This is a genomic window from Staphylococcus ureilyticus (assembly GCF_025558845.1).
Lineage (GTDB): Bacteria > Bacillota > Bacilli > Staphylococcales > Staphylococcaceae > Staphylococcus > Staphylococcus ureilyticus.
In genome coordinates, this window is the sequence record NZ_CP094825.1 from 1680081 (window position 1) to 1695462 (window position 15382).

Annotated in this window: 19 protein-coding genes; 6 read left to right on the top strand and 13 right to left on the bottom strand. The window is 30.4% G+C overall.

Annotated elements, in window-relative coordinates; all coding sequences use genetic code 11:
• Nucleotides 1-126 precede the first annotated feature (126 nt).
• The gene (locus MUA21_RS08345) at nt 127-1209 is read right to left on the bottom strand and encodes a glycosyl hydrolase family 28-related protein (RefSeq protein ID WP_107525774.1); all 1083 of its coding nucleotides are present in this window, start codon (nt 1207-1209) and stop codon (nt 127-129) included.
• Between the two features lie 136 nt (nt 1210-1345).
• Here MUA21_RS08345 and MUA21_RS08350 point away from each other — a divergent pair, with 136 nt between their 5' ends.
• The 3 genes from MUA21_RS08350 to MUA21_RS08360 all read left to right on the top strand — a co-directional run bounded on the left by MUA21_RS08350 (nt 1346) and on the right by MUA21_RS08360 (nt 4412).
• The gene (locus tag MUA21_RS08350) at nt 1346-1897 is read left to right on the top strand and encodes a cysteine hydrolase family protein (protein WP_262561055.1); all 552 of its coding nucleotides are present in this window, start codon (nt 1346-1348) and stop codon (nt 1895-1897) included.
• Nucleotides 1898-1952: 55 nt separating this feature from the next.
• Entirely contained in the window at nt 1953-2879 is a 927-nt protein-coding gene (locus MUA21_RS08355) for a manganese-dependent inorganic pyrophosphatase (protein ID WP_046207982.1), read from the top strand.
• Nucleotides 2880-3032: 153 nt separating this feature from the next.
• On the top strand, nt 3033-4412 hold the full coding sequence (locus MUA21_RS08360; RefSeq protein WP_046207983.1) for an aldehyde dehydrogenase: 1380 nt from the start codon (nt 3033-3035) through the stop codon (nt 4410-4412).
• Between the two features lie 60 nt (nt 4413-4472).
• Here MUA21_RS08360 and pglS read toward each other — a convergent pair whose 3' ends face one another.
• Nucleotides 4473-5510 carry a 6-phosphogluconolactonase gene (gene pglS, locus MUA21_RS08365; RefSeq protein ID WP_262561058.1) on the bottom strand — a complete coding sequence of 346 codons (1038 nt, stop codon included), beginning with the start codon at nt 5508-5510 and terminating at the stop codon, nt 4473-4475.
• Between the two features lie 312 nt (nt 5511-5822).
• Here pglS and MUA21_RS08370 point away from each other — a divergent pair, with 312 nt between their 5' ends.
• Entirely contained in the window at nt 5823-6248 is a 426-nt protein-coding gene (locus MUA21_RS08370) for a YolD-like family protein (RefSeq protein WP_262561059.1), read from the top strand.
• Between the two features lie 7 nt (nt 6249-6255).
• Here MUA21_RS08370 and MUA21_RS08375 read toward each other — a convergent pair whose 3' ends face one another.
• Nucleotides 6256-6729 (bottom strand): hypothetical protein, encoded by a 474-nt coding sequence (locus MUA21_RS08375; RefSeq protein WP_262561060.1) that lies wholly within the window; start codon nt 6727-6729, stop codon nt 6256-6258.
• Nucleotides 6730-6751: 22 nt separating this feature from the next.
• Nucleotides 6752-6922, bottom strand: coding sequence for a hypothetical protein (locus MUA21_RS08380; RefSeq protein WP_019469577.1), 171 nt, complete (start codon nt 6920-6922; stop codon nt 6752-6754).
• A gap of 429 nt (nt 6923-7351) precedes the next feature.
• Between MUA21_RS08380 and MUA21_RS08385 the strand changes: the two genes are divergently transcribed.
• Nucleotides 7352-8392, top strand: a complete 1041-nt coding sequence (locus tag MUA21_RS08385) for a C45 family autoproteolytic acyltransferase/hydrolase (protein WP_046207986.1) — start codon at nt 7352-7354, stop codon at nt 8390-8392.
• 190 nt (nt 8393-8582) lie between these two features.
• On the opposite strand, the gene MUA21_RS08390 is transcribed toward MUA21_RS08385, so the two are convergent.
• A complete protein-coding gene (locus MUA21_RS08390) occupies nt 8583-9434 on the bottom strand; it encodes a DUF4097 family beta strand repeat-containing protein (protein WP_107525779.1) in 852 nt (283 codons plus the stop codon).
• Nucleotides 9431-9991 carry an HAAS signaling domain-containing protein gene (locus MUA21_RS08395; protein WP_107525780.1) on the bottom strand — a complete coding sequence of 187 codons (561 nt, stop codon included), beginning with the start codon at nt 9989-9991 and terminating at the stop codon, nt 9431-9433. The genes MUA21_RS08390 and MUA21_RS08395 overlap by 4 nt, the downstream gene beginning before the upstream one ends.
• A 452-nt stretch (nt 9992-10443) precedes the next feature.
• On the opposite strand from MUA21_RS08395, the gene MUA21_RS08400 reads away from it, so the two are divergent.
• Complete coding sequence (locus MUA21_RS08400; protein ID WP_107525781.1) at nt 10444-11004, top strand: thioredoxin family protein; 561 nt, start codon at nt 10444-10446, stop codon at nt 11002-11004.
• 71 nt (nt 11005-11075) lie between these two features.
• Here MUA21_RS08400 and pmtD read toward each other — a convergent pair whose 3' ends face one another.
• The 7 genes from pmtD to MUA21_RS08435 all read right to left on the bottom strand — a co-directional run bounded on the left by pmtD (nt 11076) and on the right by MUA21_RS08435 (nt 15368).
• Nucleotides 11076-11804 (bottom strand): phenol-soluble modulin export ABC transporter permease subunit PmtD, encoded by a 729-nt coding sequence (gene pmtD / locus MUA21_RS08405; protein WP_046207990.1) that lies wholly within the window; start codon nt 11802-11804, stop codon nt 11076-11078.
• A complete protein-coding gene (gene pmtC, locus MUA21_RS08410; protein WP_046207991.1) occupies nt 11804-12676 on the bottom strand; it encodes a phenol-soluble modulin export ABC transporter ATP-binding protein PmtC in 873 nt (290 codons plus the stop codon). Before pmtC ends, pmtD begins: the two co-directional genes overlap by 1 nt.
• Nucleotides 12677-12694: 18 nt before the next feature.
• Complete coding sequence (gene pmtB, locus MUA21_RS08415) at nt 12695-13357, bottom strand: phenol-soluble modulin export ABC transporter permease subunit PmtB (RefSeq protein WP_262561066.1); 663 nt, start codon at nt 13355-13357, stop codon at nt 12695-12697.
• Between the two features lie 36 nt (nt 13358-13393).
• Nucleotides 13394-14260 (bottom strand): phenol-soluble modulin export ABC transporter ATP-binding protein PmtA, encoded by an 867-nt coding sequence (gene pmtA, locus MUA21_RS08420; RefSeq protein ID WP_262561067.1) that lies wholly within the window; start codon nt 14258-14260, stop codon nt 13394-13396.
• On the bottom strand, nt 14257-14637 hold the full coding sequence (gene pmtR, locus MUA21_RS08425; protein ID WP_046207994.1) for a PSM export ABC transporter transcriptional regulator PmtR: 381 nt from the start codon (nt 14635-14637) through the stop codon (nt 14257-14259). Before pmtR ends, pmtA begins: the two co-directional genes overlap by 4 nt.
• A 211-nt stretch (nt 14638-14848) precedes the next feature.
• Entirely contained in the window at nt 14849-15043 is a 195-nt protein-coding gene (locus tag MUA21_RS08430) for an SE1626 family protein (RefSeq protein ID WP_046207995.1), read from the bottom strand.
• A 229-nt stretch (nt 15044-15272) separates the two neighbouring features.
• Complete coding sequence (locus tag MUA21_RS08435; protein WP_225309943.1) at nt 15273-15368, bottom strand: Trp-rich small protein; 96 nt, start codon at nt 15366-15368, stop codon at nt 15273-15275.
• Between the last annotated feature and the right edge of the window lie 14 nt (nt 15369-15382).

Sequence of the window (15382 nt, forward strand, 5' to 3'; positions counted from 1 at the left end):
TCCCCCCGATTTCAATTATTTTCTGAATCTTCTTACTTTATTACTCTTTAACATAATATAATTTCTATTAAATTACAATATGTTTTATATTGTGTTTTAATTCAGAACTACTAAAATAAAGAATCATTATTTTATATTTATTTTTTTAACGCTTATATTTTCCTGATTTGAGAGATACAAATCTTCTATATCTTTTAAATAAAGTCTTTGCTGCTTATTGTCATAATAATTCTGTGCTATAAATATATTGTTGTGTTTTACGTTATTATAGCTTTGCACTCGAATGGCATCTTTAGACATATGACCTATAAAATGATTATGATAAATATTTAAATTACTTCCAGATTGCGTTGGTCTTGCTTTACCTGTAAGATCTTGTGCATTTTTTCCATCTTTCACTGCTAAAAATCGAATCCCTCCTCCACAATTTTTAAATATATTATCATGGATAAAAGTATCTTTTGATTTTAAAGGTGTCAGTGCGTATTGGTTGATACCTTCAAATGTATTAAAACGAATGTGTATATTTTCGTAAAATTGATTAAACCTACTCGCATGAGATCCAATTGCTCTATTCCAAGCACCCATCGTTGGTGTCTTTGAATTTCCAAAATAACAATTTTCAATTATTACATTTTTAGTTATCGTACCATCCGTGGCACCAAATTTTGGGAAAGCGCCTTTTACTTGTATATCAATTTGTACCGCTTCTGAAAATAACCTTTCTCCTTTATCGTCTTTAAATCCTAAAAATTCGCAACCATTTATATATAGGCCATTAATGCCGCATGCATCTATTGCATGACCTCCAACAACATCTTTAAATGTTACGCCTAAAATTTGAATATTTTGAGCATGCCCCATGCACATTGCTGTATTGTTATATGGATACTCATAACCATTCATATCCAATGTTCCACCAGCAATGCAGATTTCACTATTACCTTCATATCCATAATAAGATTTCAGCCATCTACCATTTTTCAATAAAGTATCTTTGCCTACTCTTTTTAATACTGCTTCGTCGTCCATTATCAAAGTAGTTGAATCATATATTACCAACGGTCTACGAATATGATACTCTCCCTTGGGAATATAAATTGTTATGTTTTTATGTTTTCTAGCGTATTTTAACGCTTTTTGAATCGCGCGTGTATCTGCCCATCTATGCTTACCTTTTAGGCCGAACTGCATTGCATTAATTATCATTAGTAATTCTTCCTCCTCACTTAATACTTTATAATAAACTAATAGTTCGTTTTTCAAACGCTTTAAATGCACCTTTAATGATTTATGTACTTAGTATATAATAACTATAATCTTAATTTTGGGAGTGTTACATTAGATGAAAAATAGCGCGCTTATTATTGTTGACTATTCAAATGATTTTGTTACTGATAATGGTAAATTAACTTGTGGCCTTCCAGGTCAACAAATTGAAAGTTATATTGTTGAAAGAATTGAAGTATATAATAAGAAACAGGCTAATATCTTTTTTCTTATGGATTTACATTATGAAGAAAATAGCTATCATCCAGAAAACAATCTTTTTCCACCTCATAATATAATTGATACCACTGGAAGAGAACTTTATGGTAAAGTAAATGATATTTATCAAAATATCTTATTTAATGATCATGTGCATTATTTAGATAAAACACGTTATGATTCATTTTGTGGTACGCCCTTAGACATTATGTTACGTGAACGCAACATTACGCATTTAGAAATTGTTGGTGTATGTACAGATATTTGCGTGCTGCACACCGCAATCTCTGCTTACAATTTGGGATATGCTATTTCAATTTCTCATAAGGGTGTCGCTTCTTTTAATCCAACAGGGCATCAATGGGCATTAGATCATTTTAAAAATTCATTAGGTGCTGAAGTAGAATAACAATAGAAAATCATGATAAAATAAAATTAAATAAAAAATTAAGGAGAATTAAAACATGGCAAAAACTTATATTTTCGGTCATAAAAATCCAGATACAGATGCAATCTCATCAGCTATTATTATGGCAGATTTTGAACAACAAACAGGAAATACAGACGCAACACCTTATCGTTTAGGCGAAGTAGGACCTGAAACTCAATACGCATTAAATCATTTTAATGTAGACACACCAGAATTACTTAGTGATGATTTAAATAATCAAAATGTTATCTTAGTTGACCATAATGAATTCCAACAAAGTGCTGATACAATTGATAAGTCATCAATTCAACATGTCGTTGACCATCATAGAATTTCAAACTTTGAAACTGCAGGACCATTATATTACCGTGCTGAGCCAGTAGGTTGTACTGCAACAATCTTATACAAAATGTACAAAGAACGTGGTTTTGAAATCAAACCTGAAATTGCTGGTTTAATGATTTCTGCTATCATTTCAGATAGCTTACTATTTAAATCACCAACTTGTACACAAGAAGATATTGACGCTGCTGAAGCTTTAAAATCAATTGCAGATGTTGACTTAGAATCTTATGGTTTAGAAATGTTAAAAGCAGGTGCTTCAACAACTGACAAAACTGCATCTGAGCTATTAAATATGGATGCAAAATCATTTAATATGGGTGACTATATTACACGTATCGGTCAAGTTAATACCGTAGATATTGATGAAGTTTTCCAACGTCAAGAAGAGTTAGAAAAAGCAATGTTAGAAGTAAGTACAAATGAAAAATATGATTTATTTGTACTGCTTGTAACTGATATCATCAACAGTGATTCTAAAATTTTAGTTGTTGGTGCTGAAAAAGATAAAGTAGGCAACGCATTCAACGTTAAACTAGACAATAATACTGCATTTTTACCAGGTGTTGTATCTCGTAAAAAACAAGTTGTACCACAAATTACAGAAGCTTTAAGCTAATCTCATACTTTATCAATATATATAACGCTATATAGTAAAAACTTAAATAGTTTACTATATAGAAAAACTGGGACATAATAATAATTATGTTCCAGTTTTTTTATCCATCTTTTTAAACTATCTAAATCATCAATATACTAGGAGGAATAATATTTGAATTCAATAGAACAATCTTTCCACAATAGTAAACAATATTTTAATACTCATGAAACCAAATCACTTAAATTTAGAAAAAAACAACTCAAACAGTTAAGTAAGAGTATTAAAAATTACGAAAATGACTTACTTGAAGCTTTTCAAAAAGATTTAGGTAAAAATAAAGTAGAAGCCTACGCAACTGAGATTGGCTTTACATTAAAAAATATTAAATCAGCTCGTAAAGAACTAAAAAATTGGGCCAAAACCAAACAAGTCAATACACCCTTATTTATGTTTCCTACCAAAAGTTACATTATGAAAGAACCTTATGGCACAGTGCTAATTATTGGACCTTTTAATTATCCATTCCAATTGTTAATAGAACCGTTGATTGGTGCAATTGCTGCAGGGAACACTATAATACTAAAACCCTCTGAATTCACACCGAATGTATCTGATGTCATACAGCAAATCATTTCCGACGCCTTTGATCCTGAGTATATTAATATCATTCAAGGAAATGCTGATACAACTCAGTCTTTACTTCATTTACCTTTTGATTATATTTTCTTCACAGGTAGTGAGCAAGTTGGACGCATCGTATATAGCGCTGCAAGCAAAAACTTAACGCCTGTAACTTTAGAATTAGGTGGAAAGTCACCTGCAATCATTGACGAAAGTGCAAATATTAAAGTTGCAAGTGAACGTATTTGTTTTGGTAAGTTTACAAATGCTGGACAAACTTGTGTTGCACCGGATTACTTACTGGTAAATCGTAAAGTAAAAGATGAGCTCATCAGTGCATTAAAAAAGACAATAACTGAATTTTATGGTACAAATATTCAAGATAGTCCAGACTTTGGACGTATTGTAAACAAAAAACATTATCACCGTTTAAATGAATTGTTAAATATTCATCACCCTGAGATTACTTTTGGTGGTCAAACTGATATTGATGAAAATTTTATTGCACCTACTATCTTAGACGGTACTACTTTCGATTCAAAAATTATGGAAAATGAAATTTTCGGACCAATTTTACCTATTATAGCTTACGATGATTTTGACGAAGCAATTGATTTAATACGTACTAAACCTAAACCACTTAGCCTTTATTTATTTAGTGAAGATGAAAACAGTTCAGAGAGAATACTAAATGAATTATCCTTTGGTGGTGGTGCAATCAATGATACCTTAATGCATTTAGCAAACCCTAATTTACCTTTTGGTGGCGTTGGTGCTTCTGGTATAGGAAAATACCATGGAAAATATTCTTTTGATACTTTTAGTCATGATAAATCATATATTTTTAAATCTACAAGGTTGGAATCAAGCCTATTGTTCCCTCCTTACAAGGGAAAATTTAAATATATTAAAGCATTCTTCAACAAATAATATTTTAATATAGTAAATCCCGAAAACTAAGCTAAGTTTTCGGGATTTTTATCATTTATTTTATTTTAAAAACTGAACACAAACACCTTCTGGTGCATTTTTATGGTCATCTGCTTTCTCTAATTTTCCAGTAACTTTGTCTCTCTTAAATACAACAACTTCATAATCACCCTCTTGATGGGCGCAAACTAAGAAGTCATCTGATTCAGTAATATTAAAATCACGAGGAAATGCCCCTCCACTTACCACTATATCTACGAGTGAAATTGTTGAGCCATTGTCTCCAAGTTTGAAGATAGCAATACTATCATGTCCTCTATTACTAATATATAAGAACTTTTGATCGTGAGATAATCTTACTGCAGCTAACTTGGTTGCACCTTCAAAATTTTCGGGTATTGTTGCATGGCGCTCAATTTCTGAGAATTCACCATTTTCGTATTCCATAACACTTACAATATTTGATAATTCGTGTACAACATAAGCGATTTTCCCATTTTCATGGAAAGCAATATGCCGTGGTCCATCTCCTGGCTCAAAGTCATATACTGCATATTCACTGTATCCATTATCTCCAAATTCATACGTTACAATCTTATCTGTCCCTAAATCCATAGCCACCACATATTTTTCATCTGGTGTTATACCAAGGTAATGGACATGAGGTTGTTCTTGTCTTTCTAAAGGACCTGTTGGGTAATCATGTGTTAACTCTTGAATTAAACGAATAACTTCACCAGTAGTCGGATTCGCTTCATAAATACGAGCCAGTCCTGCACCATAAACTGCTTCAAAAATGTATTTTCCATTTGGCGAAACTGAAACATAACATCCGCTACCTTTTGTTGAAGCTAAACATTTATTAATAAGGCTAATTTTGCCATCTTGGTCTATTTTAAAACTTGCGATACCACAGTCTTCGCCTTCACGTGTGACAGCATATAAAAATGAGTCATGCTGATTCACGTATGTTGATGCTTCTAATTCATAACCTGTTTCTACCTCAACAATCGTTCCTGTTTGTTCATCTAATTCGAAACGGTAAATGCCCTTCCCCTCTTTTTTCGTATATGAACCGATATATCCTACTGTAGTCATGTAAACCCCTCCATATAATGATACTTTCATTTTAATAAATATTAATGCTAAATGACAATATAATGGTTTTAGTGCTAATACGCGTTTATACATCATCTCATTGTAACCTATATGACAAAAATAACTTTTACTTTTATTAAACTAATTTATCTTAATTAAACATATCATTTTCTAGCTTTCACTTTAATTATTATCTGCTTTCTTTTATAAATCAGGTCAGTTTTCAGACGTTACGCTAACATTTTATTAAATATTGAAAAATAACTTGCAATAATACGAACAAGTGTTCTATTATTGAATTGAGGTGATTAGATGCTTTCAAATGAATATAATAATAAAGAAACTGATTATAGAAAAATACCTAGAGAAAAATTAAATCCTAATATTCCACAAGGCCGCGGAATGGTTAAGTGGGCACCATTTGCAACGTTACCCGAACAATTTGAGGCAGTACAACAACATATCATTGATCAAAATAAAATTGACCGTCCTATTTTATCAGACGATCAATTAAATGAACTTAATATTCAACTACATCAAGCACTACATGCAAATATACCAGTGGATATCGAATATTATAAGAATGGTTGGCTAGAATATATCACATTGGAAATTAAAAATATTGATATGCTTCATATGAATTTGGAGGGATATCCACTTGCTACTTCAAACACAATAAAATTATCGCATTTTGATATCACAAACATAAACCTAAAGCATCAGCCAACATCGTACTAAAAGTCAGTTATTGCACACATGTCATTCGCAGTCTTTCGACTGCATATACCTCCGTAGCATCTGCTTTCGGCAGCTCTTTTACTTTGGTTCGCAGTCTTTCGACTGCATATGCCTCCGTAGCATCTGCTTTCGGCAGCTCTTTTACTTTGGTTCGCAGTCTTCCGACTGCATAAGCCTCCGTAGCATCTGCTTTCGGCAGTTCTTTTACTTTGGTTCGCAGTCTTTCGACTGCATATGCCTCCGTAGCATCTGCTTTCAGCAGTTCTTTTACTTTGGTTCGCAGTCTTTCGACTGCATATGCCTCCGTAGCATCTGCTTTCAGCAGTTCTTTTACTTTGGTTCGCAGTCTTTCGACTGCATATGCCTCCGTAGCATCTGCTTTCAGCAGTTCTTTTACTTTGGTTCGCAGTCTTTCGACTGCATAAGCCTCCGTAGTATCTGCTTTCGGCAGATGAACGGAGGCTAAAAAAAAATAGAACACTTAAAAGTGTTCTATCAATTACTTAATTATTAGATTCGATGTCTGAAACGATTTCTTTTGTTTTATTTTCGATATCTTCAAAGTCTTTTTTGAAGATATAAGCGAATACAACAGCACCTATTCCTGCTGCTAACGATACAGTAAGAATTGTACCGAATACAAATTTAAATAAACCTTTAATAAAATTCCACATTCTGTTTCACCTCAATAATTTATTAACATGTCTAACAATTATGATAGCATACTTAAAGACATCAATAAATATATACCCTTTTTCAAATAAATTATTCTAAGGATTCATAATATAAAATTACATTATAAATATACTAAATAACCATTATAACTTAAATAGTTTGAAAAGAATTGGAATTTAATAACCATTTGAAGTAAACATGATACTACTATAAAATAATCATTAGATATTAATTACCCCACCAAGTTGATAGAGCATCTCTTAATTGTCCATAGTAATTTAACATAATCATCACCTCATTCAACTAAATTAAGATTTAGTTTTAAAAGTTAATTTTATGATAACTTCCACAGAACAGTAATACAATTAACATGACGTTACAATGAGATAACATTATTGTAAGGTTACACTTAACATAGGAGTTTTTTTATGCAAAAAGTACAATCAGATATTTTAACGCACCGAGGATCACATTTTGATTTAGGCGTCAAAACTGCTAAATGGATGCAGCAAACACCAATGCTAAAAAATAGAGAAAAAGAATGGAAAAAACGCATGCCTAGATTTGATATAAATATTAAAGAAACATATGAAATTTTCCAAATATATGCCCCACAAATTTGGGAAGAAATAAAAGGTATGCAAGAAGTTTTGAATCTCCCTACCAAACAAATGATATTAAACTTCGGACATTACCGTTTTACACCATTAAAAAATAGCGGTTGCACTGTCTTTTTAGGAAATGATTACATGGTACGCAATTACGACTACCATCCTGCCACTTATGATGGACGATATTTATTATTTCAACCAAATGATGGTGGTTTAGCACAGGTTGGGCCAACTTCGCGTGTAACTGGAAGAATGGATGGAATGAACGAAGCTGGACTGTCTATGGGTTACAATTTCATGCACCGTAAACATCCTGGAGACGGTTTTGTATGTTATATGATAGGTAGAATTATTCTACAGTATTGTAAAACTGTACCAGAAGCAATACAACTATTAAAGGAAATCCCACATAGAAGTTCATTTAGCTACATTGTTATGGATAAAAATCTAGATCATGCAATTATTGAAGTTACACCCCGTTCAATTAACGTGCGCTATGACCAAACTTGTACGAATCACTTTAAATTATTAACACATGAAAATAGAAATTATACAGCAGAATCAGAGGCGCGTTTAGAACGGCTTATTAAACATAAACCAGCACACCTAAATAAAGCAGAAGCTTTTAAATTATTTAATAACCCTCAATATAACATTTATAGCAAGCTTTTTAGAAGTTGGTCAGGAACAATACATACGAGTATGTATGAACCACAGACTTTAACTGCATATATTGCAATCGGTGAAAATAAACATCCGACCAAAATAAACTTTGCAAACTGGCTTAATGGACAAGCTTTATCTACAGACACACTTTTTGGTCAATTAGATACCGAATTAACCTTTGCAACTTATTAGACTATACAAAAGGAGTGAAACAGAGAACTAATTTTATTAAAAAGATTTTATTGTCTCTCTCCTAGCAATGATGATTAAAATCGAAAAAAGTACAAAATGAGTACCTGGGCTGAATCTTATACATAAGGCTCACTAACAATATGAAAAAATCTGGGACGAGTCAATGATGTCCCAGATTCTATAAAAGTAATTAATCAATCACTATATCTCCGTCAGTGGTATATAACTCTAAAATATTATCCCCATTTCCTATTTTTTGATTCACAAAATGCTTATTGTTAACTTTTTCATCTCCATGAAATGGATATAACTTTAGAAGTGTATTTTTCGGCGCCGCTTTATAACTAATATTAATATCACCTTTTTTAGCAGAAGCCTTAAAATTTGAATCGATTTCTGTATTAGATAAGTTTATGCTTCCATTATTTACTAATAACACAGACGCTTGGATAAGAGTATTTTCACTATTTATTCTGGCATTTTCAGTTTTAATATTAGCATTATTTATTTCACTATTTTTAAACGTTATAGCTGAATTTAGTCCTTTATACCTTAACTTTTCAAACTTAGATTCATTTACAAACACCTTACCTCCATTTTTATGCTTTTTTGAAAAATCTGCATCATTTACATTTAATTGTTTAACCGTTATAGTGTTATATTTACTTGAAACATGCAGTTTATTTAATTTTTCTTCAGGTAAAGTGATAATTAAGTTATCCTCAAAGTTTCTAAAAGGATTGTAATTTAAACCATAATGGTTTTCTAGTTTTTCAGTCTCTTTCACTTTCAACGTTTTATCATGATTGCTAATATCAAGATTTCTTTTACCTTTATATCTCACTGACGTTTTATCTCCAGCTTTAATTAAAACTTTACAATTTTCAGTTAAAACATCTAAATTTTTAATATCTTTAGAATCTAATACTTTATTAACACTATTTAATTTTTCATTTTGCTTTTCAAAACCGAACCATGTAACACTTCCTAAAAGAAAGCACGTTATAAATAAAGTTAATCCACCTAAAAATAACCGCTTCATAAATCTACACTTCCTTTAATTGTTCGGATATTCCATCTTAAGTATTTTAAAATTAAACGATAAACAAGTTGAGCTAGTTTAGCTATAATTACAAATAAAACAATACCTAACCCTGTAAAAGAAAAAGCAAAAAAATAATTACTTATCGCAAGACTAATCATATGATTCAATAATCCATGAACAATTAACAATATAGGGCTAATAGTTAAGAAAAACGCAACGAGTAATAAGCCACACATAAATACAGCTAGTATTACCATAGGTATCAAAATAATAATTAATGACAAAATCCCCATACCTAGAGAAGCCATTATTGCTCTGACAATATTTTTAGTATTTGGTCTATACTCGGCAGATACAATAGCATTTTTTGCCATTATCTGTTTACCAATCTGCTTTGGCGATTCTAAAGCTCCAATGATTTGGTATTCATTTTTCCCATTGTTTTCTTGTTCAAAAAAATACTGCTCATATTCATACATCACTTTATCTCGTTCGTTTCGAGGTAGGTTTTCTAATTCTTGTTCTAACGCATTTAAAAATGTGATTTTATCCAAGTTATCTACCGCCATTCAAATTGTAAGATTTCATCGATTTCTATTTCAATTCAAAACATGGCAAACCGATAAGGCATGTCATTACCAAATTTAATAATACTAATTTCAACGCTCTAATTTCATCATTTCTATGTATAACAAACACTTTAATATATTCATCATCTAAATGTTGCGTTAAGATTATTAAGTAAACATAATCTAACATATCAAAGATTCAATGATTAAATATAATAAATTTAATGTTTAAATATTATTAGTTAAAAACTAATATCAAAAAGTTATGTAATCCAATGTTGTTTTACACTATTCATACTAAATTAATATAGCATAATCATTTAGTATTTTCATTTAAAACAAATATTAAAACTTATTACTTTTCTAAGTATTAAAAATTTTCTTTCATTAAAAATTGTTGCTATAATAATAGCTAATAAATTAAAGGGGGAAAAATAATGACAAGTTTAGAAACTTATTTCAAAAACAGTCAGCCACTTGATCAGTACATTGAGGATATGACTGAAAACCAAGAAAATTTACTTACAATTTATAAATCATTCTCACTTCCTCAAGATGATGAACGTCTTGAAAAAATCAAATCTTTACCTTACAGCAAAGTACTTGTAATAACAGAAGATTGGTGCGGAGATGCTATGATGAATCTTCCTATTCTAAAACATATTAGTGAAGCATTACACTTGGAAGTCAGAGTATTCCATCGCGATGAAAATACTGATTTAATAGATCAATACTTAACAAATGGCACGGCTAGATCTATTCCAATATTTGTCTTTCTAAATGATGATTTTGAACAACAAACTGTTTGGGGCCCTCGTGCTAGACAAGTCCAAAACTTTGTAGATGACACGCGCTCAAAATTACCTGGAAAAGACGACCCTACATTTAAAGATAAATCAGCAGAAACACACACAATTATTGCAAATCGTTACAAAACAGACTCACAAATGTGGAAACATGTTTACGATTCAATCTTAGATAAATTAATCACTAAATAATTAAACACGTATGAATTGGATGAGCTTTACTACAATTCATACGTGTTTTTATTGAAGTTTAATTTCTACTATTAAATATCTTTTTTAGATGCATAGAATAGATTAATAATAAATAAAATAACAATTGAAGCTGAGGTAATAAACCATTGCCAATTACTGAATGTATAATCTCCAGAAGTCGTTTTCGATGTTAAATAACTAAATGGAATATATTTTAATGAGTCTTGTATGTTATCTCCAATTTTTGGAATCATTGGTAAGAAAGGCTCTGCAAAAGGCACAATCAATACTAAGAAAATTCCTAATGTGAAAATAAGCGCTGTTTTAGGCACTACTAATGCAAATAAATATAATAGTAATCCAAAGAATAAATGGAACATTAGGAAAAACCATAGTAATTCAAAAATTTTATCCATTTTAATATTTTTACCATCTACAATACCTTGAACAATTAAAACAAATGCAACAAGAATAGCTGTTATTAATATAGCAATTAGTATAATAGAAACAACTTTTGCAACAACATAACCCACACGACTCGATGTTTTATTCATATATAATTGAATCGTACCTTGAGAAATATCACGTGTAATTGTTTTAATTACAAAAAGTAGACCCATAATAGAAAAGAACCAACTACCAATTGAAAGTAATGTATTACCATTCATTTCATCAGATTGTTGAACAAATAAAATTGTAAATCCAATCATTGGTAAAATCGTCAATAATAATGCTAAGTAAGTTAAAGGACTTTTAAATATACTAATCAAGTCATATTTTACGAGTTGTATACTGTTCATTATTGGCCACCTTTCTGATTGATATTAAAGTACGTATCACGTAACGAACTTTTACGTGTTTCAATAAATTCAGGGAAAATTTCTTTACTTGCTAACCCTCGTAATATGTCTTTATAGCTTTTTTGAGCCTTTAATATAACTTCTCCTGTTTCTTTTTGAGACTGTATAACATCAAAATGTTCATTTAAATAAGCTAATCCTGCCTCAAAGTCACCTGCTTCAAGATTCAATACCGTAGAATCTGTTGGAGCACCTTCTTTCATATCAACATCTTGTACAAATGTTCCATCTCTTAAAAAGACTGCTCTATCACAAATTAACTCTATGTCTTCAAGTTTATGACTTGAAATCAGGATTTTCATATCTAGTTCTTGAACAAGTGATTGTATCGTTTTTAAAACATCAATTGAACCGTCAGGATCCATTCCATTTGTTGGTTCATCTAAAATTAAATATTTGGGCTTATTCATTAAAGACACTGCAATAGCTAACTTTTGTTTCATACCCATTGAATATTTTTTAATTTTCTTTTTTATATAACCGCGCATTCCAAATGCATCGATAATTTGATCAGCATACTTTTTATCAAATCCTTTTCCTAACACATTTGCAAAAAGCTTCAAGTTATATAAGCCAGATTTATTATCGTATAATTTAGGATGCTCAATTAAATAACCTACGTTTTCTTTATTACTTAGTTGAACTTCACCTTTATAATTTACAATGTTGCCATTCATCACTTTCATTAAAGTGGTTTTACCCACTCCATTTTTACCTATTAAACCAACAATTTGACTATGGCCAAAATCAAAATCAATATGGTCTAATACATTATTACTACCATATGTTTTAGTAATTTGTTTTAACTGCATAATGCGCCTCCTTTAATGTTAATTTAGCTTTCTATATTGAATGATATAATTTATTCCTAAAAATATAACACTTAGTGACAAAAAGCCATAGTTAAAGAAATTTTTAAAATATTTTAAATGTTCAAAGTCATAATCAAATAGTAATGAACAACCAATAATGATAATTGCAATGACAAACGGTAAGAAAAATAACATCCCTAGCACATAAGGAATAAATGAAATATATTCTGCCTTTTGTTCTGTATAACGCTTAAAGCCTAATGGTATGGCAAAGAAGTTGATGGCAATATAAGAAAATGGCAATGTGAAGTTAATGTTAATTGTATTATTTGTATAGTTATCATTGGAAATACCATATAAAGATAAAATGCCTGCACCAATAAAAGTAAATACCAAAACAGTTATATAGTTCGCATTTAATAAAGATAATTTAGAAACCGGTAAACTAGCAAAAAAGTCGTAGGATTGTTTGTGTCCTAACTTTTTATTAAATCGAAAAACATGTCCTGAATCTAAAACTGAAATAACTACCAGTACCATAACAAGTGCAGAATAAATCACTTTATTCATCAAGGTGTCATGATTCAAAATTAATTGTAAAGGCGAAATAACAAGTAAAACTGCATATAAAACAATCGTCCATTTACGTAACTTAAGGTTTCGAATAAGTAAATTTTTCATCTTATACCTCCCGCGTTGTTAATTATTAGAAAGGTCCTAAACATTCTTTTGGGTACCTTTTTCGAGGTAAACCATTAAGTCTTCAATTGTTGGACTAGTGATTGCAACGGCGTTCCCAAATATTTCATAAAACACATTGGCTTGAGTTGTTAGTGCAGTATAACCCGTTTTATTACTTTCAAAGTATTGAGTTAATTGCCTTAACTCTTCATCAATTTGATCGGAATCACCTTTGACAATTTTAAACTGATTTAAAAGTTTATCTAAAAAATCATTCAAAATAACTTCTCCATCTTTAATATAGACTAAATAATCAGCAATTTTTTCCAAATCAGAAATAATATGCGTTGATAAAAAAACAGTCTTTTTCTCATCAATAAGTTCTTTTTGAATGATATCTAAAACTTCATTTCTAACAATAGGATCTAGGCCTGAAGTAGGTTCATCTAAAATAAATAATTCCGCTTGATGGCTAAATGCGATTGCAATAGATAACTTCATCTTCATTCCTGTAGAAAATGTTTTAATCTTTTTATTAAAAGGTAAACCAAACAACTCAACATAATATTTAAAAATATCATGACTCCAATAACTATAAAATGGCGCAATATAACTTTCTGTTTTCTTTATTGTCCATTTATCATTAAGATATAACTCAGAATAAATAAAACCAATTTTATCTTTTATTGCTACAGCATTATTTTTCATTTTTTGGTTAAAAACGAATATTTCACCATCATTAGGTTCAATTAAATCCATGATTAACCTGATAATTGTCGTTTTACCAACACCATTTGCTCCGATAAAACCAGTTACAAATCCTTGAGGGACTTTAAATGAAATATCATTTAATTGAAATTCTTTAAAATGATAATTAATGTTTTTCAATTCTATTGCATTCATTCGTCGTCCTCCTCATAAATCAACGCTAATATTTCTTGTAACTCTGATAAAGTCATCCCAATGGTCTTGGCTTCTTTACTCATTGATTTAGCTAAGGATTCTATAACTATAAATTGTTTTTCTTTTAAAATTGAACTGTCCTGCTCCTTCACAAATGTACCTTTTCCTCTTATAGTAAAAACAAAACCATCTTTTTCTAAATCTTCGTAGGCACGCTTTGTGGTGATTACACTGACACTTAAATCCTGTGCTAATTCTCTCATTGAAGGCAAATGTTCTCCAGGAGCAACGTATCCTTTTAAAATGTTCTCTTTTACTTGTTGTTTGATTTGCTCATAAATCGGCCTTTCACTACTATTTTTTAAAAGTATTTTCATTAACGTCCTCCCCTATAACTGTATATACACAATATATACACACTTGTAAAGTCAAAATTTCATTTTAAATAAAAATTTACAGTGATTGAAAATTTTGTTTTAAATATTAAAACCAATAACTATATCGTTTAAAATAAAAAAGGCTAACCCACATAAAAAATGGGTAGCCTTACTCTTAGTAAGAAAGAAATTGTTGTCTCTATCTTACTATTTATTTCCTTTTATGATTTTGGTTATTTCTTTTGCGTCTATCATTACTTCTATTTATAAATGCACAAATCATAAACATAATTGCTGCAATTAATAATTTTATACCTGAATTTTCATGTCCAGTAGCTTGTAAATAATAACCAACGACAAACAATACAATAGCAATAACCACAAATATTTTTGTTAAATGCTTCACTATACTCACCTCAAATAATTATATTGTATCAAAATTCACTCGCAATTTCTAAAACTCATTCGTACTATTTCTATTTAAATTTATTATTTTATTAATTTCCATTACACACAATAGAATATATTGTTTGCAGTTTACACTTGGCGGTGCTAAAATATAATTGTATCCACGAATTATACTACACAACCCCAAGTCTGCGCTATCAGACTTGGGGTTTTTTGTGTAAGGCCACCTATTTGTCTTTCCACTTATCTTCTAACCAAACACGGAATACAACAAGTAAGCCACCTGTTATTAAAGTTACTAATATTTCTTGCCACCACGTAATCATACTACACCCCC